This is a genomic window from Psychroflexus lacisalsi (genome assembly GCF_020164495.1).
Taxonomy (GTDB): domain Bacteria; phylum Bacteroidota; class Bacteroidia; order Flavobacteriales; family Flavobacteriaceae; genus Psychroflexus; species Psychroflexus lacisalsi.
The window spans coordinates 89424-115551 of record NZ_JAIQYZ010000002.1 but is presented as its reverse complement, the minus strand read 5'-3'; the positions used below and the strand labels follow the sequence as shown (position 1 = coordinate 115551).

General features: G+C 34.9%; 15 protein-coding genes and 2 pseudogenes. 2 read left to right on the top strand and 15 right to left on the bottom strand.

From position 1 onward, the window contains the following. Positions 1–41: 41 nt before the first annotated feature. The 12 genes and pseudogenes from LB449_RS07800 to LB449_RS07755 all read right to left on the bottom strand — a co-directional run bounded on the left by LB449_RS07800 (position 42) and on the right by LB449_RS07755 (position 19603). Complete coding sequence (locus LB449_RS07800; protein WP_224454536.1) at positions 42–1484, bottom strand: SusD/RagB family nutrient-binding outer membrane lipoprotein; 1443 nt, start codon at positions 1482–1484, stop codon at positions 42–44. Positions 1485–1495: 11 nt separating this feature from the next. After that, positions 1496–4720, bottom strand: coding sequence for a SusC/RagA family TonB-linked outer membrane protein (locus LB449_RS07795; protein ID WP_224454535.1), 3225 nt, complete (start codon positions 4718–4720; stop codon positions 1496–1498). 141 nt (positions 4721–4861) lie between these two features. After that, a pseudogene (locus tag LB449_RS07790) lies at positions 4862–5065 on the bottom strand (hypothetical protein); the annotation flags it as partial. A 23-nt stretch (positions 5066–5088) separates the two neighbouring features. Beyond that, positions 5089–6690, bottom strand: coding sequence for an IS5 family transposase (locus tag LB449_RS07785; RefSeq protein WP_317196208.1), 1602 nt, complete (start codon positions 6688–6690; stop codon positions 5089–5091). A 135-nt stretch (positions 6691–6825) separates the two neighbouring features. Beyond that, a pseudogene (locus tag LB449_RS14130) lies at positions 6826–7095 on the bottom strand (hypothetical protein); the annotation flags it as partial. After that, positions 7062–7187 carry a hypothetical protein gene (locus tag LB449_RS13975; RefSeq protein ID WP_262901850.1) on the bottom strand — a complete coding sequence of 42 codons (126 nt, stop codon included), beginning with the start codon at positions 7185–7187 and terminating at the stop codon, positions 7062–7064. The pseudogene LB449_RS14130 and the gene LB449_RS13975, both read right to left, overlap by 34 nt. A gap of 113 nt (positions 7188–7300) precedes the next feature. After that, the gene (locus LB449_RS07780) at positions 7301–8173 is read right to left on the bottom strand and encodes a hypothetical protein (RefSeq protein ID WP_224454534.1); all 873 of its coding nucleotides are present in this window, start codon (positions 8171–8173) and stop codon (positions 7301–7303) included. Between the two features lie 14 nt (positions 8174–8187). Continuing rightward, positions 8188–9864: a SusD/RagB family nutrient-binding outer membrane lipoprotein gene (locus LB449_RS07775; RefSeq protein WP_224454533.1), complete on the bottom strand. Its 1677-nt coding sequence runs from the start codon at positions 9862–9864 to the stop codon at positions 8188–8190. A gap of 12 nt (positions 9865–9876) precedes the next feature. Beyond that, positions 9877–13095: a SusC/RagA family TonB-linked outer membrane protein gene (locus LB449_RS07770; RefSeq protein ID WP_224454532.1), complete on the bottom strand. Its 3219-nt coding sequence runs from the start codon at positions 13093–13095 to the stop codon at positions 9877–9879. Positions 13096–13713: 618 nt separating this feature from the next. Continuing rightward, positions 13714–15147 (bottom strand): SusD/RagB family nutrient-binding outer membrane lipoprotein, encoded by a 1434-nt coding sequence (locus LB449_RS07765; protein ID WP_224454531.1) that lies wholly within the window; start codon positions 15145–15147, stop codon positions 13714–13716. Between the two features lie 10 nt (positions 15148–15157). Beyond that, on the bottom strand, positions 15158–18382 hold the full coding sequence (locus LB449_RS07760; RefSeq protein ID WP_224454530.1) for a SusC/RagA family TonB-linked outer membrane protein: 3225 nt from the start codon (positions 18380–18382) through the stop codon (positions 15158–15160). 153 nt (positions 18383–18535) lie between these two features. Further along, complete coding sequence (locus LB449_RS07755) at positions 18536–19603, bottom strand: putative type IX sorting system protein PorV2 (protein WP_224454529.1); 1068 nt, start codon at positions 19601–19603, stop codon at positions 18536–18538. Between the two features lie 88 nt (positions 19604–19691). Between LB449_RS07755 and LB449_RS07750 the strand changes: the two genes are divergently transcribed. Then, the gene (locus LB449_RS07750; protein ID WP_224454528.1) at positions 19692–20420 is read left to right on the top strand and encodes a CDP-alcohol phosphatidyltransferase family protein; all 729 of its coding nucleotides are present in this window, start codon (positions 19692–19694) and stop codon (positions 20418–20420) included. Position 20421: 1 nt separating this feature from the next. On the opposite strand, the gene lnt is transcribed toward LB449_RS07750, so the two are convergent. Then, positions 20422–21999, bottom strand: a complete 1578-nt coding sequence (gene lnt, locus LB449_RS07745) for an apolipoprotein N-acyltransferase (RefSeq protein WP_224454527.1) — start codon at positions 21997–21999, stop codon at positions 20422–20424. Between the two features lie 133 nt (positions 22000–22132). On the opposite strand from lnt, the gene LB449_RS07740 reads away from it, so the two are divergent. Continuing rightward, positions 22133–23509, top strand: coding sequence for a sugar transferase (locus LB449_RS07740; RefSeq protein ID WP_224454526.1), 1377 nt, complete (start codon positions 22133–22135; stop codon positions 23507–23509). On the opposite strand, the gene LB449_RS07735 is transcribed toward LB449_RS07740, so the two are convergent. Next, positions 23510–24505, bottom strand: a complete 996-nt coding sequence (locus LB449_RS07735; RefSeq protein WP_224454525.1) for an ABC transporter ATP-binding protein — start codon at positions 24503–24505, stop codon at positions 23510–23512. Further along, a complete protein-coding gene (locus LB449_RS07730) occupies positions 24489–26126 on the bottom strand; it encodes an ABC transporter permease (protein WP_224454524.1) in 1638 nt (545 codons plus the stop codon). The genes LB449_RS07735 and LB449_RS07730 overlap by 17 nt, the downstream gene beginning before the upstream one ends. Positions 26127–26128 lie beyond the last annotated feature (2 nt).

The window sequence follows — 26128 nt, the reverse complement described above, 5'->3', positions numbered from 1 at the left end:
TTTCTCTAGCAGCTTTCGTAAATAGTATAATAAATGAATGTTTAATTCACATCCCAGAATAATCTAGTTTGTTGAGAATCACCACCTATTGCTTGAGAAGCTGCATTATAATTTGCTTCATTCAAGTTTTGTTCATTAATAGGATAAGTATATCTTAATGGTACTGGATTTCCAGTTGACCCTGGAAGGTTGAGAGTTGGCTCATCATATTTTCTCCAAACAGACCATCCTTCTATAGGATTATCATACATAGCTATCCAGAATTGAGTTCCTATCAAAGCATTAGAATTTGCAGAATCATAAAAAACATCTGGTCGATTCAAATAGTCATCTATTGCATCTTGATCATCAATACCAGCGTAATTCATAGAAGCTGTTATACCGTTTTCATAATGAGTTGAAGCATTCCCAAATACATCATAATTAAGATCTGTGGAAGTTGCAGTTGCTAAATGAAATGAAACCTCTGCAAAATCCAATAAAATTCCTGGGTGTGCTGGGTCTAGAAAGCTTTCCACCATATGAGTTGAACTATTATAAGGATTTTGAGATCCATAGATACCGCCTTCATAAACACCATCTCCAAGATTTTCATCAAAATAATACATACGTCTTGGATCATCCAAATCGTTCATTATATCAACGATTGTATTGGCTGCAACATAGTCAGAACGACCACTTTGTACTAAGTCTTCCCATAATGGATTAGTATTAGGGGGTGAGCTTTGATAGACAATAATGGCATTATCTTGATTTCCAGTAAAGACACCATTGCTAGCTGCATCTTCAGCGGCACTTTGAGATAAACTAGAATTACTATCAGAAATTCTCATTGCTAACCTTAACTGTAATGAGTTATTGAATTTACTCCACTTACTCATGTCTCCACCATATATGACATCTGCTCCTGCGAAGCCTTTTCCTGAGCTTAATAACGTTCTTGCATTTTGAAGTCTTTCTATAAGATTTACATAAATGGTTTCTGCATCATCATAAACAGGTAAAAAATTATCAGCTTCACCTTGTAATGCTTCAGTATATGGGATATCACCAAAAGTATCCACTAAAACTTGCCATGTGTATACTTGTAATACTTCAATTTGACCTAACCGAGCATCTTTATCAGGTTGTGTAAGTAATTCATTTTCATTTACATTTGATTTGGCATCTTCTAAGTCCAGTAAAACATCACGATACAATTCAGACCATTGAGACTGTGGAACGTTACGATTAGTCAAAGCATAATTTGGCTCATCAACATAAGTTGTAGCCGTTAGATATTGACTTATAAATCTAAATACATTAATATTTACATTTGGACTAGCCATAAAGTCCCCTAAACTTACCGTAGCAGATGTGAACAAAAAATCTTCTGAAACCTCTGTTGGGTTTTTAGGGTCTTGATTTAGCCTCTCATATTTATCATCATCTGCACATGAGATGAAGAGACAGGCTATTATAAAAGTTAAAAAATATTTTTTCATTTTGTTTTTGTTTAAAAATTAAACTTAAGATTCAGGCCATACTGCTGCATAGCTGGGTAAGCTCCAGATTGGTAACCTTGGATGTTTCCAGAGCTTAATCCAGCTTCTGGATCTGAATACGGCAGGTTCTTATTAATTATCCATAAGTTTCTACCAATAATTGAAAGCGAAGCACCATTAAATGGTAATTTTTCTAAAACTTTATCACCAAAATTATAAGTTAAGTTCAATTCTCTCAATTTAACGTAGGATGCATCATAAACATGCCCTTTATTAGCGTCACGAGCATAACCGTAAGGATTTGCATAGGTGTCGAACGGAACTCTTGTTTGGTTTTGAGAACCATCAGCATTAACACCTGGTAAAATTATACCACCGCTATCGGCGCCACCTGTTAAAGGGGCTCTCATCTCGTTGCCTAAATCATTTATACCTGCTGTTCTATCATAAACACCAGTGGCAAAACCGTACCAAGTATCGAGAGAGAAAATATCTCCACCCTCTTGTATATCGATCAAAAAGCTAAATCTGAAATTCTTGTAAGTAAAAGTGTTAGTAATACCTGCATTCCAGTCTGGCTGTATGTTTCCAATTATATTATTATTTGATGACGTTGTTTCGTAATAACCACTGCTATTAACAGTTTTACTACCACTAGCATCATATACATAATCAGATCCTCTTATAGCCCCATATGGTTCGCCTGGTGCAGCATTTATAGATATACCTCCTTGAAGGCTTGCTAGCTCAAGGTTGTCTATACCATCTGTTAGACTTATTACTTCATTTCTGTTTCTAGACCAGTTTACACTAACATTCCAACTAAAGGCATCTAGCTCCAAAGGTGTTGCGCTAAGTAAAACCTCAATACCTTTATTTTCTATTTCTCCAGCGTTGAGTAATTTCCTTAAATACCCAGTTGCATTAGATACAGGAACCGGTGTAATTTGATCTTCTGTTCTTGTTCTATAGTAAGAGAAATCTAAATTAAGCCTATTATCTAGAAAGCTTGCTTCTAGACCAACTTCATAAGATTTTGAAGTTTCAGATTTTAACTCACGATTGAACAAAGCATCATTATTACTAGCGATCCCTTGGCCATCATAAGGCGTTGTCATGTTATAGGTATTAAAAACATTAAATGGCTGTGTCGCGCTACCTACTTGAGCATATTTAGCTCTGAATTTAGCAAAGCTTAACCAATCTCTTTCTATTATGTTTGAGAGTAAAATACTGGTTGAGATCGAAGGATAAAAATATGTATTATCTGCCTTTGGGAGCGTAGATGAACGATCTCTCCTCATAGTGGCTTCCAAATAGTAAGTGTCTTTGTAACCTAAACTTGTTCTAGCAAACACACCATCAACCATTTGGTCTGCTTCATATTCAACTGGCGGCTCCAATGGATTTTTACTATTGCTCAAAGCATAAAGACTAGTTTCAAATAGTCCCCCGTTTGTCTCTGCTCTTATAAAAGTTTGTTCGTTTCTTCTAAGGTTGAAACCAATATTACCGTCAAGATTTAAATCATCATTTAAATCTTTATTGAAATTTAATATTAAATCGTAATTATATTCAGCAACTCTGTTGTCAAACCTCGAGTAACTAGATACACCAACTGATCCTACATTTTTACGCTCTTCTTGTAATTCGCTATAAGTATCGAAGGTAAAACGACCTAATACACTAAATACATCATTGATTTGATAATTTAAATTGATGTTACCAAAATAACGATTACGAGTATCGGTCTGATAATTTTCATATCTTGTAAAGTATGGGTTATCAAAATATATAGGTGTTAAATTATCAGGTCCATTAGGATTCCAGGTTATATTTCTTCCTGTTTGAAAATAGGCATCACGTTGCTCATAAAGGTCAACATTAGTTTGATTCCATTGTCTAAAGGATTGCATGAGATTCAAACCATCATAACCTGTTCCATATCTACCTTTACCATCAGTTTTAATGAAATTAACATTAGAAGCTACCCTTAGCTTGTCTGATAAATCATGAGACCCAGAAAATTTAATATTGTTTCTCTTAATACTACTATTTGGAAGGCTACCTTCTTGATCTAGGTTAGTAAAACCGACTCTGTAAGTACTTTTATCAGTTCCCCCATCTAAGGAGACAGAATTAATCATAGTGTAACCTGTTTCCCATATGTCATTTGGAGTCTTTTCTGCAGCTACCCATGGCGAAGCTTGCTGGTAAGTATCCAATCCTGGATATAATGAATTCCATTGGTAGATCATTCGATCTGGGTCAAATGCTGCACCAAAAGAGGCGTCTTCTGTGAAAGGGGTTGTTTCATCTAAAACACCATCACCGTTGATATCACTCAAATTGAAATAGCCATCATCAGATTGATAATATGGACCATAACCTGCGCCATATTTTTGTTGATATTTTGGTAATGTACTTTTGTCAGCATTTGAAAACATAACAGAAGATCTTATACTTACTCCAAGACCTTTATTTTTTGATCCCTTTTTGGTTTCAATAATTATAACACCATTTGCAGCACGTTCTCCATATAGAGCTGATGCAGCTGCACCACGTAAAACATTAATCGACTTGATGTCATCAGGATTGATATCAGATGCTGCATTACCATAATCATAACCTCCTCGCCCTCTTGTCTGTCCAGCAGTATTAGAATTTTGGTTTATAATAGGAGTCCCATCAATAATAAATAAAGCTTGATTATTTCCTGTTAAAGAAGCACTCCCTCTTATGACAACATTTGTTGAACCACCCATGGTTCCAGATGATTTTACTTGAAGTCCAGCGACTTTTCCGGATAGAGCATTTGTGAAATTTTGTGTCGCTACATCAGATACTTCATCTCCATCGAGTTCTTGAGTCGCATAACCCAAAGATTTTTTCTCTCTTTTGATGCCTAAAGCAGTTATAACCACCTCATCGAGTTGACCGGTATCATCCTTTAATGTTACTTCAATAGAAGATTGACTACCTACAGTCACTTTCTGTTCTTTCATTCCTAAATAAGAAAACACCAGAACGGCCTCTTGTCCCACTTCGATAGAGAAATTTCCATCAAAATCGGTTTGAGTACCATTACTAGTTCCATCTTCTATTACGTTTACTCCCGGTAAGGGTAAACCACTGTTGTCTACAACAGTTCCTGTTACTTCTTGACTTTGCGCAAAACCCACATGAGAGATTAAAGCGAAAAGGAATAAGAAGATCCAATTTACATTTTGTTTCATTTGTTAATAATTTTTGTTTGTTAGAATTAGCCGTCGCGACGGCTATGGGTTTAGCTTTTTGTTAACAAAATTATAATGTTAAATTTACAAAAAAAATCAAGATTTAACTTTTATTACTCTGTGAGTCAGGGACTTAAACTTTTATCTAAATACGGACCAATCTAGCTTTAAAGAAAAAACATTGGAATATAAGGCAAGGCTTCGGTCTCCAATATCAGTAAGGGCGTAGTCAATTTGAATTCCTTTATACCGAAATCCTACTCCAAAATTGGGTTGGAAGCCAATGTTGGTTCCCTCACCACCAAGGGATTCAAGGTTTTGAAAATTACCAACACCGCCTCTTAATTAGGGCTTGCTGATTTTCAAAATTAGTATACATATTGATACTGTTGATTTGTATGTTTTGGTTGGCTATTTTTGATTAGATATATGTTGTAATTTGTTTTACGAAAGAGTTTATCCCATTGAATAAGTCTCATTTTGAAAAAGGCACAAAAAATAGCATATTTCTCGGCTATTTTTGTTAATGTTATAAGGTTCATCACAAAGAATATTGCTCCAATCCAACTCTGTGAAGTGTCGCTCCTTTTTGCTTTTATGCTTGCTAGACCGTAGGCGTTTTTTCCTTGTCCAAATTTAGCTTCAATGTGATTCCTTTCCTTGCGCTCCTTCTTGAGTTTCCTTTTTTGATAGGCGCTGAGCTCTACTTTGGGAGGTCTTCCTAGTGGCTTTCCAACACTACGTATTCCCTTTTCCTTGAGCCATTTCCTGTTTTTTCGATTAAGATATATTTGATCTGCCAGCACTAATTCTGGATAGCGATTATGAACAGTCTTATAAGCTTCTACTTGCAGTATTAAGTCTGTAGATTCATTGAATTGATTCCAGTTAATGTGTTCTACTCGACTCATTCCTTCTACAACACTTGCACTTATCTTTGCGCCAAATTCTGTGGCTGCTTTATCCTTTCCTCTTGGGATAGGACGCACATAAGGCTGGTAAATATTAACTATTCTATCCTTTACACTATGAATTTTGTTTTCATACATATAGACTTGTTGCTCATAAAGATGCTGAATTACCCAATATAATTTCTGGTCTCTATCAGACAATGGGAATCTAAAGGGGTATTTGTTTTCCAAATCTACAAACATTCCTAGCTTTTGTGGTTGCTCTCTTTGTTCTTGAATTTGGTTAAGCAAATTTTCTATATAACCTAAATTACGTTTTAAATAGCTGATTTGCTTTCTTATAAATTTACGGATTACTTTTTTAGACTTCCTTCGTTTTTTAGAAAAAACGAGGTATTCTGTTCTAGCTATTCTACGATAATCTCTAGGTTTAATGCCTGTTGCTACTTTTTTACAAAGCAAGTCTATCATACGCTCACTTTCTTTTCTTGCTGTATTAAGCAGTCCTGCATCAGTAGGGAATACTATTTTTTGATTAGCTACCGAGGCATCAATTTTTAGCTTACCCTTATTGTTAGAACTGCAACAGGGCTCGTTAGGATTATTATCCTTATCGTTATTATTGTAAATCATCTTATGCTTTGTGGGCTTTAATTGATCTGCTTTCTCCATGATTAAAACATTCCAAGAATCAAAACTGCTCGACCCCATACGTTTACGTATATCTACAAAGACTGTAGGATGAAAAGGTATTTGAGTTTGAAAACTTTTTAACCCACAAAAATATTGCAAATAGATATTTTCACTAATCATCTCAACACAACCTCTATCATCTAGTCCTAATTTGTGCTTTACGATGATTGCGGCTATTACCATTCTTACGTCAATACTTTTACGTCCCGAATTTGCGTGGAGACTCTTTGAATAGATCTGTGCCAGTGCGTCCCATGGAACAAGAACTGACAGTTTTACCCAACGATTATCAGAAGATAATTCTCGATCAAAAGGATGCGAAAAGCCATCCAAAGTAAGTTGATTTGCTGGGGTATATTGTATCATAACTGCAAGGATTTATACAGTAATTTACAACAAATAGTGCAGTTATAAAAAAAATACGGAGTGTTTTTAACGCTTAAATATCTGTAATACAATAACTTAAAATAATTATCTTAGAAAATCAGCAAACCCTAATTACACTAACTTGATACAGTCAACTTCAAAACCAAAAGCGGGGGTAGCACTCATAGATCCAGAGGAAATAATATCATTGGTTTCTGCAAAGCGAAAGTCCATATTCAAGGAAGTAGTAAGATCAAAATCTCTGTGAATACTTGTGGTTTTAGCAATGCCAAGTTGAAGTTTTGGCAGTGTAATTTCAGTGGTCTCAGGTGTGGTTTGGTTTTGTCCATCGATGGCACCTTGTATAGTGGTCAGCTCAGCATCATCAAAAGTCCAAATTGACCAGATTCAATTGCTTCGACTACTTGAAGATTAAAAGAAATCGAGTAATCTTTCTGACTAATCTTGACATACTCACTCTTTATTGATGTTTGCATTACACTAAGATTTTAGTGTATCGCTATGTAAGGACGGGATGGTTTTTAAATAAACAAAAGCTGCTAGATTTCTCTAGCAGCTTTTGTTTATTTAAAATAACTTGATTTATTTATTATTGATAGCTAGTATTACAGTAGTTGATTAATTCTGGCCCTGCAGGAGGACTAGGGCCAGCATCTACAACAGTATTGCCATTCGATGCAATAACTTGAAACGTAACTTCCCCATCAAAACTTCCTGAAGAATATATAATAGAGACTACTTCTGTAATTGGGAGAACTTCAAAGGTATTTGTTTGGCTAGAACCATCTTCTATTGTAAATGAAGTTTGTTCTCCGTCCAAAGAAATAATAAGTTCAGCTCCATTCCATCCATCACCAAACGAATCTTGTAATTCTATGGTCCAAGTTCCATCCGCTGGATCATCTGGTTGACAAAGAAGATTCAAGTTATATTGGAATGGTGAGAGATAGAAGGCCCCACCAGAAACAATACCATTTACATTGGTGCTTGTATAGACCGTCCCGTCATTCATTACCAATTCTAAGCGTACATTTATTCGACCACCGCCAGCGTAATCGACTTCACTAAAATTGAAAAAATCATCAAATTCTGAACCTGTAAAATCAAAATTAAAAATCGGATATTCATTGTTGGTATTAAAATCACTAGCAGGGACCGATTCAAATAATGCTTCATCTTTTGAAATATTATTCGGGTCTCCATCTTCAGTGGAAGTGTCAAAAAATGATATAAAAACATCTACCTTTTCAACATCTTGTCCTCTTTGATCTATTACTTCTGCTGAAATGCTTATTAAATTTTCTTCACCAATTTGGAACTCCAAATTAGTCTCAAGAGTCTTTAAAACTGTTCCTCGAGTAGTAGCATCTTGCAATTCTTCTGTACTTATATCAGCTTCGCTACAACCTATAAGTAGAAGGATTATTGTTACAAAACCTACTTTGTTTATGAGTGTTTTCATTAGTTTCTATTTTTTTAGTTATTTTCAGGAAAACCAGTATCTGGATTATTATCCCAAAATACCTTTATTGTTAAGTCAGACTTTTGAGATACATTTGGATTAGCTTGAACTTCTGAGGATGGATACCAAAGCGTTCTTGGAAAGGGACCTGGATCAAGCTCTACACTTGGTTGAATGTCTGTTGGGGCACCTGTTCTTCTATAAAAATTGTAGGCATCCGTTCCATTTCCTATTAAAGATATGAAAAATTGTTCAGCTAAAAGATTTAGTTGCTCCTCAGCGTTTGATGTATCAAATTGATTTGCGACTGCTGAAATATAATCGTTTACCTGTGCAGCATCTGGAATGGTGGATCTATCAAAACTTTGAACACTTCTACCATCAAAACTTTGAACATAATTAATATGTTTTACCATCCCATTTTGCAAAAATTGCGAAGCTGCACCGGGATTTGCATCCACTTCTAAAGCAACTTCAGCTCTCCAGAATTCTACAGTAGAAGCCAATAATATAGGAGTAATACCATTTCCTTCAGCTCCGTAATTATTACCATCTATGATTTCAAAACTACTATCATCAAAACGTCCACCTATAGGATATAAACCGAATGCAGATCTTAAGAACCCATCTGGAGGTATACCATCATCTTGACCATGGTCTCTCCCCCATAATCCAAAATTGTCTTCTGGAAAGCAGTAAAGTATATTGTTTGTATCATAATGTGGAGGTATGGTCTGTACTATACATCTCTTCTCAGACCCTGTGATTGGATCAACATTAGATACTACATCATCTACCTGTCTATAGAAATAGTAACGAACTCTTGGATCCTCAACATTAGATTGTCCATTTCTCATTTTATCCATAAGCCAGTTGGACATATACGAACCTTCAGGTCCCCCTAGTCTATATTGGTCACGATAAATTTTATGTCTAGAGTTAGGATTATCTAAATTACTTCCCCAATTAAAAACGAAATCTTCCCCTTCTTGTATAAAATTACTAGTATTAGCAATTGCTTTGAAATCATCTATCAAACCTGGATTAACTAATCGTTGTTGAAAAAAGATTTTCATTTTCAAAGTATTTGCTAATCTTTCCCATTTTCCGTAGTCATTATCATAATAGAAGTCAGTTTCTAATTCAATAGTTGTAGGTAGTTGAAATTTAGTAATAGCATTATCAAGTAAATTTAACGCCGCAATATATACATCGCTACCACTATCCAAAGCTGGTGTAAAGTTAGTTTGATCTAAACCCTCTGAATAAGGAATATCTCCAAAATAGTCTACAAGCGTCACAATGATGTATGCCTCGATGACTTCTCCAACAGCTCTATGCTTTTCAAACTCACCTTCCAAATTTTCAATTTGACTATTCATAGCACGGATATCATTCAAAATATCAGAATATGCTTGGTTCCAAGCTAAATTGAAATCGGCTGGACCATATACATTTAGGTAATTTCTCCCAAACATATTTTCAAGTCGTGTCAATTCAGACCCGTAAGCACCCATTGTGTTTGTAAAATCACCAGTTCTTACTAAGATTGCATTCATCGTTAAGTCAATATTCGCTTCATTTGGACTTAACTCATTTGGGTTTTCTGTTTTATCCAAATCTATTGTCTCACACGAGTAAAGTGTTAATAGGCTCAGAGACAGAATAATTATATGTCTAATATGTTTCATTTTTTTTATTTTTTAAAAAGTTGCTCTTAAGGTAAATCCATATCTTTTTCCGCTCGGACCATTTAAGAAGTCAAAACCTCTACCATTACCGACACCAGTTCCTGTTATATTCGGATCAAAATTAACACCCTCAGGAGTATTTGGAGCATTATAATAAAGGTTATTACCAGATACTGCAATAGATAAGTTGCCAAAAGGTGTAGATTCTAACCATTCTTTTGGAAACCTATAGGTTAATGAAATTTCTGCCAAACGAATAAAAGAACCATCGTATACTTTTAATTCATCTGGAGCACCAATACCGAAAACATCAAAATAGTAAGTAGAATTATTGATTTGGGTGGTGTTTTCTTGACCCGCAGGGTTCACTCCCGGTAATATGTAAGTATCTAATCTATTTTCTGTATCTGTGGTCACCCCTCTTCCCAACATTGTTGCAATTGTATTAGAATAAATATCACCTCCATGTTGATAACTAATTAAAGTGTACAATGAAAAATTCTTATAAGATAGAGTGGTACTAAAATTTGTTAAAAAATCTGGAGTAGCATCACCAATCACATTTGGTCCTTGATCAATTATATACGTTCCTTGAGAATTAACAAGTGGATTGCCATCTTCATCTCTAGCAACAGACGAACCAATCATACTACTAAACGGAAATCCTTCAATTGCTGCATTACCAAGATTAGAAAATCCAGAATATGAAATTGCATTATCAACTGGATCATCGGTTGGTTCTAGTCCTAAATCTGTAACCTCAGAACGTATTTTAGTATAATTAAGGTTTACATCCCAGTTCAATCCATTTCCTTCATTTTGAATTACCTTTAATCCCAAGTCACCTTCAAAACCATAGCCCTCTATTTTACCAATATTAAACTGTGTCGATGTAAAACCTGTCGTTGGTGCAAGTGGTCTATCGATTATCAAATCTGTAGTGTTTCTTTTAAAATAAGAAAAATCCAAAGACACTCTATTATCTATTGCTCTGGCTTCTAATCCAATTTCAAACTCTTCGTATAATTCAGGCTTAATATCTGGATTTGCTAAAATTCTAGATAAAGAATTGTTGGCAACAGGAGTACTTGCTCCTTGCTGCTGAAAGAATCGAGTGTTAAGTGGTAAAGTATTTACGGTAGGGAAACCAGAAGCAAAACCTGCAGATGTACCATAACCTGCTCTAATTTTTAAGTAGTTTAAACCATCCTGACTTCTTAAATCAGAAAAGGCAGAGGTAGGTAAAAACGATACACTAGTACTAGGATAAAATTGTGAATTATTAATTTGATTGGACACCCAGTCGTTACGGGCAGATAAGTTGAAATACAGATAATCTTTGTACTCAAAATCTGCAACTCCATAAATTCCTACTATGTTTTGGAATGTTTGAAATTGTATAGGAGATTGTTGTCTAAAATTATAATGTCTAAACACATCAAATACTACTTGTCCAGAACTGTGCACACCATCTCTATCATATTTATTGTATCTGGATGTAGCACCAACCGTAAAATTCAAATTAATATCATCGGACAAATCATAATTACCATTAATTTGGAAGTTATGATCCCAAACAATATTCGCATTAGTAAAAGAAGAATACTCACCTAGTATTGGACCCGATGTAGCACCAATATTAGTTCCTGCTTCATTGCGCTCCGAGTAAACATCTAAACCTAAACGATATAAAATATTTAAATTATCATTTACATCATAGGTTATAGTATTTGAGCTATTCATTCTAGACGTAGTTTGATTTACGAAGCTATTATTAGCTACCCAATTTGGGTTTACAATAGCCTCATCATTCCTATAATACACGCTAGCTCCTGTTAATGGATTTTGAAAAGGCAATTCCATTAGAGGAATATTTCTAGGCGTAAAAAATATGTTTGAATATACCGATAAACCATCTCCAGTTGTACCATTACCGTCACCTAAAGCCACTGGTGGAGTTGTGAAATCTGTTCTTGAAATATTTATTGTAGAGTTTACAGTAATTTTGTTTGACAACAAAGCTCTACCACCAACCGAAAAATTTGTTCTAGTAATGTTATTGTTCGGCGTAAACCCGTCATCATCTAGGTGCCCAAAATTTACATTGTATGAAACCTTTCCATCTTCTGAAGTACTTCCAATATTTATAGACGTACTTCTGACTATACCTGTTCTAAAAAAATCTTTTACGTTGTTGGGTTGGTTTTCCCATTGAAGAGTTTCACCTTGAAATTGTGGAAAAACATCTGCAAGATTACTTCTATTATAAGGGTGATTATAAGTTCCATCTGAGCTTATACCACTTGCTGGTTCTGCATATCCCCCAAAACCTTGTTCATATAAACCAGGCCCCCAATTGGAAAAGAAATTTCCAAAAGCACCATCAAAACCATTACCAAATTTGCTATTGTAATCTGGAAGCGAAGCTATTTCATTAAAAAAGAGACCTTGAGATACTGAGATTTCACTTTTTTTCTTTGATGTACCTGCAGAACCTGCTTTTGTTGTAATTAATATAACTCCATTTTTACCCGCAGATCCATATACCGTTGCCGCTGCAAAACCTTTAAGTACAGAAACACTTTCAATTGAGTTTGGATCTAAATCTAAAGATCTCGAAGAACCTGAATTACCGTCTTGGAAATCACCAATAGCGTTGGTGTCATTAGAAATAGGAACACCATCTACAATAAATAAAGGTTGATTACTTCCACTTATAGATGTGTAGCCCCTTATATTTATATTGGTTGCAGAACCAGAAACACCACTAGAATTGTTAATGACAACTCCTGAAGCTTTACCATTGAGAACTCGGCCAAGATCACCTTCAGACCTATCTTCCAAGCCTTCAGATTCAACTGAACTTACTGAATAACCTAATGATTTCTTCTCTCTACTTGTACCAAAGCCAACTACAACTACTTCGTTTAATGCTTCACCAGATTCCATCTGTACATTAATAACTGTTTGTTCGCCTACTTTTATGGTTTTAGATGCAAAACCAATATAAGTAAAGATAATTTGTTGATTGCTCTCTGCTTCGATAGAATAATTCCCGTCGAAATCGGTTTGTGTTCCAACAGAGGTCCCCTTTATTAATACGTTTGCTCCCGGAAGGGGTAACCCAGAGTCGTCGGTCACCGTTCCGGTCACTGTTTTCTCTTGTGCAAACGTAATTTGCACAAGTAACACTAAAAATAGTGTTAGAATTCCATTTAACTTTGTTTTCATATCATTTGTTTAAGTAAATTAGCCAATTACAAACTTAAATGCATTTTCAAATATTAACAAGATACTAACGTTAAATTTATATAATTTATTAAAATATTTTCATTAAAATTTTTTAAAATTCTGAAAAACAGTGTTTTATGTATTGTTTGGCATTATTATTAATTTTATAAACAGGAGTTATAAAATTAACTAAATCGGCTGAGTAAAAAAGATTTTTAGAGAATGAACCACTTTATTTTATCGAATAAAGTCAGATTTACCCATAAAAATGAATTCATGGTCTAAAGACTAGAAATCAGATCGATTTTGGTTTAGGTTTTTTTAAAATATTTTCTTAATAATAAATTATCTGATTGAAGCTATTTTTTTTGTGAGAGATGCCTTTCAATTTTCAATACATAGTTAAGTCTTAAATTATGTCTTAAATTATGTCTTGAATTTATCCTTACTAAAGAGTATGTCTTTATTTTAAAATATCTAGTTGGATTTTAGGGAAACCATGATATTAAGTCAAATCTTATTTAAAAGATTAAATCCCCACTTTAAGGGTGATTTGCAACAAAAAAACCTGCTAGAGAAATCTAGCAGGTTTTTGATACTATATTATAGAATTATAAGCTAATTCACATCCCAGAAGATCGGGGTCTGTTGTGTATCTCCTCCAATAGCTTGAGAAGCTTCATTGTAATTTGCTTCATTCAAATTTTGCTCATTTACAGGATAAGTATATCTCACTGGTACTGGATTTTCTGTCGATCCAGGTAGGTTTAAGCTTGGTTCATCGTATTTTCTCCAAGTTGACCATCCTTCCAAAGGATTATCAAACATAGCAATCCAAAATTGAGTTCCTATTAAGGCGTTGGAGTTTGCAGGATCATAAGAAACATTCGGTTTACTCAAATAAGTATCAATGGCATCTTGATCATCAATACCTGCATAGTTCATAGATGCTGTAATTGCATTGTTGTAATGTGTTTCTGTATCTCCAAAAACATTATAATTTAAATCTGATGCAGTTGCTAAATGAAATGAAACTTCAGCAAAATCTAAATATATACCTGCATGTGTTGGATCCCTAAAGGCTTCCCCTATATGAGTTGATCCAGAAAATGGATTTTGAGATCCATAGATTCCTCCTTCATAAACACCATCGCCTAGATTTTGATCGAAATAATAGGTACGTCTTGGATCTTCTAGATCGTTCATGATGTCAACTATAGTATTTGCTGCAACATAATCAGATCTCCCGCTTTGTACTAAATCTTCCCATAATGGGTTGGTGTTAGGCGGTGAACTTTGATAAGCTATTATCGCATTATCTTGATTTCCTGTAAAAACTCCCTTACTAGCGGCATCTTCTGCAGCGCTTTTTGATAAACTTGGATTACTGTCAGAAATTCTCATTGCTAATCTAAGTTGAAGAGAGTTGTTGAATTTATTCCATTTACTCATATCACCTCCAAATATTACATCTGGGCCAATAAATCCTTGTCCAGAATTTAATAATGTACTCGCAGCTTGAAGTCTTTCTATGAGATCTTCATAAATAACAGCATCATCTTCGTAAGCTGGAAGCGTATTAGTTTCTGCTTGTAAAGCTTCATTATATGGTATATCTCCAAAGGTATCAACCAAAACTTGCCATGCATAAACTTGAATAATTTCAATTTGTCCTATGCGTGCATCCTTTTCACTTTGAGAAAGATCGGCATTATCATTTATATATCCTTTAGCATCATCAAGATCTAATAAAACATCTCTATAAATTTCAGACCATTGAGACTGAGGTATATTTCTGTTTGTCAAATCATAATTTGGTTCATCTACGTAAGTTGTAGCTGTGAGGTACTGGCTTACGAATCTAAAGATATTGATGTTTACATTTGGGCTTGCCAAAAAGTCTCCCAAACTCACCGTTGCCGAAGTAAACAAAAAGTCTTCTGATACTTGGGTTGGGTTTTTTGGGTCTTGATTGAGCCTTTCGTATTTTTCATCATCAGAACATGATGCGAAAAGAAAAGCTACTGTAAATATGATTAAGTATTTTTTCATTTTTTATTGTTTAAAAATTAAACCTAAGATTTAGACCGTATTGCTTCATTGCTGGATATGCTCCAGACTGATAACCTTGTACATTACCAGAACTCAATCCAGCTTCAGGATCTGAATATGGTAAGTTTTTATCAATTATCCATAGATTTCTTCCTATGAATGAAATAGAAGCGTTGGTGAATGGTAATTTTTCAAGAATCTTATCACTGAAATCGTAAGTAAGACTCAATTCCCTAAGTTTTATGTAAGATGCATCATAAACATGACCTTTGTTCGCATCACGAGCATATCCGTAAGGATTCGCATAGGTATCAAAAGGAACTCTCGTTTCGTTTTGAGATCCATCCGCATTTACACCTGGTAAAATTATACCACCACTATCAGCTCCACCGGTTAATGGTGCTCTCATTTCGTTTCCAAGATCATTTATACCTGCTGTGACATCATAAACTCCTGTAGCCATTCCGTACCAAGTATCCAATGAAAAGATATCTCCTCCTTCTTGAATATCAATCAAGAAACTAAATCTGAAATTTTTATACCTAAACGAGTTTGTTATACCTGCATTCCAGTCTGGTTGAATATTTCCAATCACATTATTATTGGAATCTGTTGTTTCGTAATAACCGTCACTATTTACGATTTTACTTCCATTATCGTCGTAAACATAATCAGTACCTCTTATAGCTCCATATGGTTGACCTGGAGCTGCATTAATTGAAACTCCTCCTTGTAGGCTTGCCAGTTGAAGATTGTCTACTCCATCTGTAAGGCTTATCACTTCATTTCTATTTCTAGACCAGTTTACGCTAACATTCCAATTGAAATCATCCATTTGTAATGGCTTACCACTAAGAAGAACTTCAAAACCTTTGTTTTCTATTTCCCCTGCGTTTAAAAGTTTTCTAGTATAACCTGTGGCATTAGAAACAGGAACAGGAGTAATTTGATCTTCTGTTCTGGTGTTATAGTATGAAAAATCTACACTTAATCTATTATCTATAAAGCTTGATTCTAAACCTACTTCAAATGATTTTGAAGTTTCAGATTTTAATTCAAGATTATTAAGAGTTCCATTCAAACTTGCAACACCTTGACCATCAAATGGCGCTGAGACTAGGTAAGTATTAAAAACTCTGTAAGGGTCTGTTCCACTTCCTACTTGTGCATAGTTAGCTCTAAATTTCGCAAAACTCAACCAATCCTTATCAATGATGTTTGATAATAAAACACTTGTTGAAATTGATGGATAATAATAAGTATTATCAGAGCTTGGTAAAGTAGAAGACCTGTCTCTTCTCATGGTAGCTTCCATGTAATATGTGTTCAAGTAACCTAAACTTGCTCTGGCAAATATACCGTCGAGCATTTGGTCTGCTTCATATTCTGATGGTGGATTTAGCGGATCTTTACTATTGCTCAAGGCAAAAAAGTCAGGTGCATTTAATCCTCCATTGGTGGATGCTCTTATAGATGATTGCTCATTTCTTCTCAAATTGAAACCAACATTCCCATCTAAATTTAAGTCATCAGTTAAATCTTTATTGAAATTTAAAATTAAATCATAATTGTATTCAGCTACTCTGTTATCAAATCTTGAATATCCTGAAACTCCAACAGATCCAACATTTTTACGCTCTTCTTGAAGTTCACTGTATGTGTCAAACGTGAAACGTCCTAAAACACTAAATACATCACTGATTTGGTAATTCAAATTGATATTTCCAAAGTAGCGATTTCTAGTGTCTGTTTGATAATTTTCATATCTGGTAAAATATGGATTATCTGTATAGATTGGAGTTAAATTATTTGGGCCGTTTGGATTCCAAGTGATATTACTTCCAGTAGCAAAATATGCATCTCTTTGTTTGTATAAATCAACGTTAGATTGATTCCATTGTCTAAATGACTGCATAACATTCAAAGCATCATAACCAGTTCCATATCTTCCTTTTCCATCTGTTTTGATAAAGTTGAAATTAGAATTTACACTGAATTTATCAGTCAGATCATGAGATGCTGAAAATTTGATGTTGTTACGAGTAATGCTACTATTTGGTAAGGCTCCTTCTTGGTCTAAATTTGTGAACCCAACTCTGTATGTACTTTTATCAGTTCCACCATCTAAAGCAACAGAATTGATCATAGTATAACCTGTTTCCCAGATATCATTTGGAGTATATTCTGCAGCATCCCAAGGTGAAGCTTGTTGATATGTGTCCAATTCTGGATATATAGAATTCCACTGGTAGATCATTCTGTCAGGATCAAAGGCCGCACCAAAAGAGGCGTCTTCTGTAAAAGGTGTTGTTTCATCTAAAACACCATCACCATTGACATCAGAAAGATTAAAATACCCATCTTCAGATTGATAGTATGGGCCATATCCAGCTCCATACTTTTGCTGGTAGTTAGGTAAAGTTTCATCATCCGCATTAGAGAACATCACAGAAGATCTTACTGTTACGCCTATACCTTTGTTTTTTTGTCCTCTTTTAGTTTCGATAATGATGACACCATTAGCTGCTCTCTCTCCATAAAGAGCAGAAGCAGCAGCACCTCTTAAGACATTTATAGATTCAATGTCATCTGGATTTATATCTGCAGCGGCATTACCATAATCATAACCTCCACCACCTGTTCTTTGGGCATTAGTATTTGAGTTTTGGTTTATGATTGGCGTGCCATCTACTACAAATAAGGCTTGGTTACTTCCTGTTAATGAAGCATTTCCTCTTATTACTACATTTGTAGAACCTCCCATGGTACCAGAAGATTTTACCTTAAGACCAGCAACTTTTCCAGATAAAGCATTTGTGAAGTTTTGTGTTGCTACATCAGAGACCTCATTTCCTCCGACTTCTTGCGTTGCGTAACCTAAAGATTTTTTCTCTCTTTTGATACCCAAAGCAGTCACAACGACTTCATCAAGTTGACCTGTATCAGGTTGTAATGTAATGTCAAGGCTTGTTTTGTTCCCGACAGTAACTTGTTGTTCTTTCATTCCTAGGTAGGAAAATACAAGAATAGCATCATTATCAACTTGTAGGGTAAATTCTCCATCAAAGTTGGTCTGAGTACCATTTGTTGTTCCCTTTTCAATTACGTTAACACCTGGTAAGGGTAATCCAGTGTTGTCAACTACAGTTCCTGTCACTTCTTGATTCTGCGCAAAACTCACTTGTGAGATGAGAGCGAAAACGAATAAAAAGATCCAATTTGCATTTTGTTTCATTTGTTAGTTTTTTTTGAATTAGCCGGCGACGAAACTAAAGGACACAAAAACTTTTAACAAGCCTATAAGGTTAAAACTTTATGACTTTTTAAACAGTTACTATGTTTTTATAAATATTGCCCTGAGCAAGAGAGGGTTAAAGCTATTTAGAAATCATCTAAATATTGACCAATCCAATTTTAAAGAGAAAACATTGGAATATAAAGCAAGACTTTGGTCGCCTATATCGGTAAGGGCATAGTCAATTTGTATGCCTTTATACTTGAAGCCAACTCCAAAGTTGGGTTGAAAGCCAAGCTCAGTACCGTTTCCTCCAAGTTGTTCCAGATTTTGAAAGTTACCAACACCACCACGTAGATAAACTAAATTCATATAGCCTACTTCAAAACCGAATGCAGGGGTAGCACTCAATGTACCAGAAGAGATAACGTCGTTTGTTTGTGCAAATCTCATGTCGAGATTTAAAGAAGTATTCAAGTCAAAATCTCTTGTAATTGCAGTTTTTCTCGCAATTCCAATTTGAAGTTTCGGCAAAGTGATTTCAGAGGCTTCTGGTGCTGACTGGTTTTGTCCTTCTATTGCATTTTGAATTGTAGCTAATTCAGAATCATCAAAAGTCCAGGTATTGTAGGTAGTTGTAATGTCCCTTGCCATTATTCCAAAGTACCAAGAGTTTTTTTGAAATTGGATCCCCGCGTCAAAGCCAAACCCCCAAGCTTGTGCAAAATCACCGATAACTCTTCTTATTACTTTAGCATTTACACCATATGAAAATCCCTCCAAAGGTAAATTCCTAGCATAAGATAAGGTAAAAGCATAGTCTGCAGTTGAAAATAAACTTATTCTGTTGTAGTCGATATTGCCTTGATCATCAATTAATTGTGTAGTGTTTAAGATGTCGTCCACACCAAAGCGGATAATACTAAACCCCACAGCACTTTTGCTGTCGATGGGCATCGCGCCTGCAACATAATTGTAAGTGGCTATGTTTGCAAAATAGTTAGCATGCATTGCAGAAACTTGATTGTCTTCCAGATGTACTAAACCAGCTGGATTCCAATATCCAGAATTCACATCACTCGTAGTAGCTGTTACAGCGTTTGCCATTCCAAAAGAAGCGGCATCCACACCAATGTTCAAGAATTCGTTGGAATACTTTGCTGTCTGTGAAAAAGCAAAAAATGTAGAAAACGATATTAATATGAAGGTAAGCCTCTTCAATCTTGTAATTATTTTGAGCAAATATGCTACAATTAATAATATTAAAACTTATTTTGCTATTTCTTATTGTGTGAAAATATTCAACTTTATGTCATTGATTAAAAGACAAATCCCAAACTTTATAACCCTTTTAAATTTACTCTCCGGGAGTGTTGCTGCTGTACTTGCAGTGCAAGGCGATTTAGGAGCTGCGACTCTGTTTGTTGGCTTTGGTATTTTTTTTGATTTTTTCGATGGCCTGGCTGCCAGAGCTTTGGATGTGAAAAGTGATTTAGGCTTACAATTAGATTCCTTAGCAGATATGGTCACAAGTGGTTTGGTTCCAGGAATTGTAATGTGTCAGCTTTTATTAAAATCTATGGATTCTTCTATGGATTTGGACTTTCTGTCTTCAGAGGTAAATTGGATGATTTTTATAGGATTAATCATTACACTCGGTTCTGCCTACAGGTTGGCCAAATTTAATATTGACGAGCGGCAAACCGAAAGTTTTATAGGTTTGCCAACACCTGCCAATGCGTTATTGATTTTAAGTTTAGGACTTATATTGGAATACCACCCAGAATCTTTCCTAATTCCCTTGATTGAAAACACTTACGTTCTTGTTTTTATTTCACTACTTAGCGTTTTATTACTCAATGCAGAATTAAAATTATTCGCCTTGAAATTCAAAAACTTAAACTTTAAAGAAAATTGGTTTAGATATTTTATTGTTATTTTTTCTATAGTAACTCTGGTTTTGCTTCAGTTTGTAGCAATTCCTCTCATAATTTTCATTTACATACTAGTGTCAATTGCTCTGCAGTCTAAAGACTAGTTTATTTTCTCCTTCTTGTTACTGCAAACAGAAATATGAATAAGGCTAGGAAATTTGAAATTCTGGGGATATAATCACCAGAATTTACGTAGAACGTTTTCCCCTCATATAGTGGTAAATCGTATTTTAAAATAGTTTTCTCATCGTATTTTGATTTTTCAAGAATGGTCCCATCCTTATCTATAAAGCCAGATATTCCAGTATTCGCACTTCTGGCAACCGCTCGTCTTGTTTCAATAGCTCTCAATCTTGCATAACTCCAATGTTGTTTATGCCCTTGAGTTTCTTCCCACCACGCATCGTTTGTGATGATAACTAATGCATTCGCTCCGTTAGATACATATCCGTTTACAAATTCACCATATACCGACTCATAACAAATAATAGGGGCAACGACGGAACCATTATTCAATTCAAAAACGCTTCTTTCATCTTGAGTGGTTTTCATAGCAACGGTGCCGCCAAGATCTATCATAATATCTCCCAGTAACGGCTTTAGAGTAGATTGATAAGGAAAGTTTTCTACTCCCACGACCAATTTTGACTTATGGTAAAACTCCTGTTCAGTATCTTTTCTTTCGAATACTGCACTATTGTAATCATTGAACCAAATACCTTCTCTTAAAAAATTACTTTGTGGTGACAACTGAGTCTTATCACGCAAAATTTCATACATTGATATGCCATATAAAATGTTGAGTTTCTCGTTTTGTGCAAAAAGTTGCTGAGAAAATTTCCTGGCTTGAGAAAATCTATAGTTTTTTATATCAACACCTTCAGCAAAAACCGTTTCTGGAGCTATGAGGAGTTGCTCCTTCTCATTGAGGAAAGGTTTGGTAAGCTCTAGTAGGCTTTTAGAAATTCCTTTATCATCTGTTGTGTATTTTTCAGCATAAGGGTCAACATTAGGCTGAAGAACTAAAGTCTCAATAGTATTTTCTGAATTTATTTCAGGCTTTATTATAAGACTAACGATAATAGGTAATCCAATTATGAGTATAAATCTTAGTCCTGTGCGAATTAGTATCCCTTTATCTTTATGCTGAATGTAGAGCAAAATACCCTTAAAGAGTATGAAATTAGAAATCAAGATCCAAAGACTTCCGCCAAAAGTCCCAGTGTATTCATACCACTGGATGAGATTGATATCATTTGCAAAGACATTACCTAGATTTAGCCAGGGCCATGAGAATTCCCAACCCAGGTGAAGTTTTTCAAAGCTAAGCCACAAGGCAACGAAAAATGACGATGCTGCTGTAAAAGCAACTTTTTTAGCTATAATATGATAAATCAGAAAAACCAAGCTCATCAATAGAGAGTTTGCGAGAATAGCAAAAATCCCACCGAAGGGAGTAGAGTAGTATAGCCAATAAGTCGTTACAATATTCCAAATTAAGAAGCTGAAGTAAGCATAACCAAAGGTTCTCAAGTTTTTTTTCTTAAAATTATCTTTCCTAATGTCAAATTCAGCAAGTAGAAGTGGCACAAATCCGATAAAACTTAAAGGGCTAAAACCGCTTGTAGGCCAACTTAATGCTAATAAAAATCCAGATGCTAAGGCTAAAAGTATGTTTTTCAAACTCAATTTTTTTTTCAAATTTACTTTAAAATTGAAGCCCTCAAAAGAAATTCTAGCAAACTAAAAATATAAAGAAATAGTTCATCGAGTATTCATCTGGATATTTTATAAATTTGTCTGTTCATCCTGAATTATGAAAATTAATCAAGCTACCCATTTTGAGATTTCTGAGAGAAAAATACTACTTAGAATTTTTGATGTGGTTTTTGTTTGGCTCGCCCTCTATATTGCTACAGAAAGTTCTTCGTTCACTTATTTTCCATTCAAAGACAATGTCTGGACCTGGTTGGTCACCCTGGGTTTTTACATTTTATTGTTTGGGACTGTCTTCGAAATTTATGATTTGCAAAAAGCTGAGTCCAGAAAGGCAACAGTGAAAAATGTAGTGTTCACTAGTTTACTTGTTACCTTATTTTTTCTACTTACCCCTATTTTTTCTCCCCCACTTCCAGATAACCGATTTCAAATCATTTATTTTTTTGGAATAATTCTTTTTACTCTATTGGTTTGGAGATTCCTTTACATAGGCTTAATCGCTTCTCCTAGATTTTTTAAAAGAGTTTTGATCGTTGGTGATGATGTTGATATTGATAAAATCGGAAACGATTTGTTATCAAATGATCCTAATTATGAAATTAGAGGGTTTATAAGTACGAAAGAAAGGACATCTGTCAATTTTGAAGCTTACAAACTTAGCGATCTGCAAGATGTTGTCCAGAGCCGTAAAGTAGGGGAGATTGTAGTCGCAAATTCCATTGATGGTTTGAGCTCCGAGCTTTACCAGGCTTTGACACCTCTTCTTAAGACAGGATTTCCTATTAAAGCCTACGCGCATGTTTATGAAGAAATCACCAGTAAAGTGCCTATTCAATATATCAACAACGACTTTTATTTTTACTTCCCTTTTAGTAGAAGCAATCAGAATCGACTTTACCTTTTATACCATAGAATAGTCGATATTTTAATGAGTTTAATTGGTTTGGTCTTTGGGATTGTCGTACTACCATTAATATTACTTGGAAACTTAATAGGAAATAGGGGTGGTGTTTTCTATAAGCAATTAAGGTTAGGGAAATCAGGGAAGGAATTTCATATAATCAAATTCAGATCCATGATCAAAAATGCTGAGACTAATGGAGCACAACTTGCTTCAAGAGGGGATGTAAGAATCACCAAATTCGGGAATTTTTTAAGAAGAAGCCGACTTGATGAACTTCCTCAGTTTTTTAATGTGCTAAAAGGGGATATGAGTTTGATCGGCCCAAGGCCGGAACGCCCAGAGTTTGTTAAAACACTTTCAGAAAAAATACCATTTTATGAAGTTAGGCAAATTATAAAACCTGGTCTTACTGGGTGGGCTCAGGTGAATTCCAAATACGCAAATTCAGATGAGGATATGATTGAAAAGCTTCAATATGATCTTTACTACATTAAGCACAGAAGTATTTTCTTGGATTTAAGAATTATTCTAAAAACGATAAGTACAGTGATATTCTTTAGGGGTCAATAGCTATTCATCGAATGCCAAAACATCCTTTGAATTGAAACCTATCTTAATGGTTTTACCCAAAACAGGCTCATTTGTAACAACCGTGAGATGTTCTCCATTATCAAGTTTGAGGAGCAGTTGTGAGTGTGTTCCTAGAAAAGTTCTTTTGAGTATTTCAGCTTCAGAAACATAATCACAATCTTGATTTACAGTAAGATTTTCATTCCTTATGGCATGGCAACAATCCTCTTTTAGCGGGCATTTGAATGCAGTCTGTAAACCTTTATTAAGTTGAACTGTATTTCCGAACAATGAAGCAACGTATATAGATTGTGGTTTTTTATACAAAGCTGAAGCTTCATCCTTTTGTACTAATCTGCCATTCTGAAGAATCAGAATTTCATCTGCTACTGCTAAGGCATCCTGGGTATCATGAGTAACAAAAATAGCGGTTACACCAGTTTTTTTTATAATATTGAAAACTTCATTTCTAAGCCTGTGCCTCATCATGGCATCCAAGTTACTAAAAGGTTCATCCAAGATCAAGACAGACGGTTTGGGAGCCAGAGCTCTTGCTAATGCAACTCTTTGTTGTTGCCCTCCAGACAATTCATGAGGATAACGTTTTTCAAAACCTTTCAAACCAACAAGGTCTAGCGTTTCTAAAGCAACATCTTTTTTGGTTTTCGATTTTTTAATGCCGTAAATCACATTCTCTAAAACAGAAAGGTGAGGGAACAAGGCATATTCTTGAAATACCATCCCAACATCTCTTTTTTCTGGTGCAATATTTTTTTTGATGGAAGCTACAAGTTGGTCTTCTATGAAGATTTCTCCATTGTCTAATTCTTCCAAACCAGCAATTAATCGGATTAGAGTCGTTTTACCACTTCCGCTTTCACCAACAACTGCGCAGATATCTCCTTTATTGACAAAAAAAGATATCTTCTCCAGAGCTTTGACCTTTCCCTGGTCATAAGACTTCGATAAGTTAGATATATTAAGAGTTGCTTGCATTTTTCAAAAGTAACTTATTTAAAAAAATTGCAGGAATTAATGCCGTTAATATTATGAGAAGAGAAGGAAGTGCAGCAGAGCTTACCATTTCATCGCTAGCATATTCAAAAGCCTTAACTGCCAGTGTATCGACATCATAGGGTTTCATTATCAACGTGAGCGGTAATTCCTTCAAAATATCGATAAAAACAAGAATGAAAGCACTCAATAATCCTGTTCTTATAAGTGGAAACTCAATTTTAAAGAAAGTCCTGAAGTTACCTTTTCCCAAGACTTTTGATGAATCAGATAGACTTCTATCAATTTTCAAACTAGAAGATTCTAAAGGCTGATAAGCTACGGCTAAGAATCTTATAACATAAGCATAAACAAGCGCTATTAAAGTTGCATTTAAAATCAACTTTGAAGTGATATTTTTTTCAATCAACCACTTATCTAGATATAAACTTGGTATTAAAACTCCGATAGCAATTATAATTCCAGGGACAGCATAACCTAGTATGCCAAGTTTTGAGCTACTTTTAAGTAATTCAATTTTGTTCCACTTTGTAAAAAAGAGTAGAAGTAAAGCTACCAAAACCGTAACCGATGCAGTTAAGAAAGCAATACCAAAGCTTTCCAAAGTGATTGAAATAAAATCAATATTCCAGACTTTAGAAAAGGTATGTTTTACCCAAATAAGAAGTTGTATAACAGGTAAAATGAAGCCTAGAAAAACCGGAATAAAACAAATAACACTGAACCAAATTTGATTGCTGATTTTTGGTTTTAGCCTTGAATTGTAATTTTGCTTTGAAGATTTTGGTGTTGTATAATTGAGCTTTCTTCTCTGCCATTTTTCAATAAGAATCAAACCAAACACAATGATTAAAAGGATTGCCGATAGATAGATGGCTGTTTCTGGTTCTCCAAGAGAAAACCAAGATCTAAAAATGCCAGTCGTAAACGTACTTACGCCATAGTAGCTTGCGGCACCATAATCATTCAACACTTCCATTAGAACTAGGACTAACCCTGCTATTACAGCTGGACGTGCCAGTGGAAAAATAAGTTTAAAAAAAGATTTGAATTCACTAATGCCAAGCATTCTAGAAGCTTCTAGCAAATTGGTTGCCTGAGCTAGAAAAAAAGTTCTACAGCTCACATAGACATAAGGGAAGAGCGAGATGCTTAGTACAAATGAGAGACCGTAAATATTCATAAACTCAACTCTGAAATCATTGATACCTATCACTTCCATAAACTTTGAGAATACCCCAGAATAACCAAAAACTCCAGCGTAGGCATAAGCCATAATATAAGCTGGAACCGATAGAGGTAAAATGAGTAGCCATTCCAGTTGTTTTCTGAATGGAAATTCAAATCTTGAAACTAGCCATGCTGTTGCAACTCCAAAGGTGATAACAATTATAGAGCAAAAAAGAACAAGTAAAAATGAGTTTTTTAAGTAGTCATATAATACATATTTTACTATATGACTCCAGCTTTCCCCTGGGCCATCAAATAATTTTAGTCCTATAGTGAAAATAGGTATTGAAACTATTGCCAAGATCAGCAACAACAAAAGAGACCATCGATTGAGGTCTCTTTTGAGTTTGAAAAATCTATTTTTTAGATTCAATT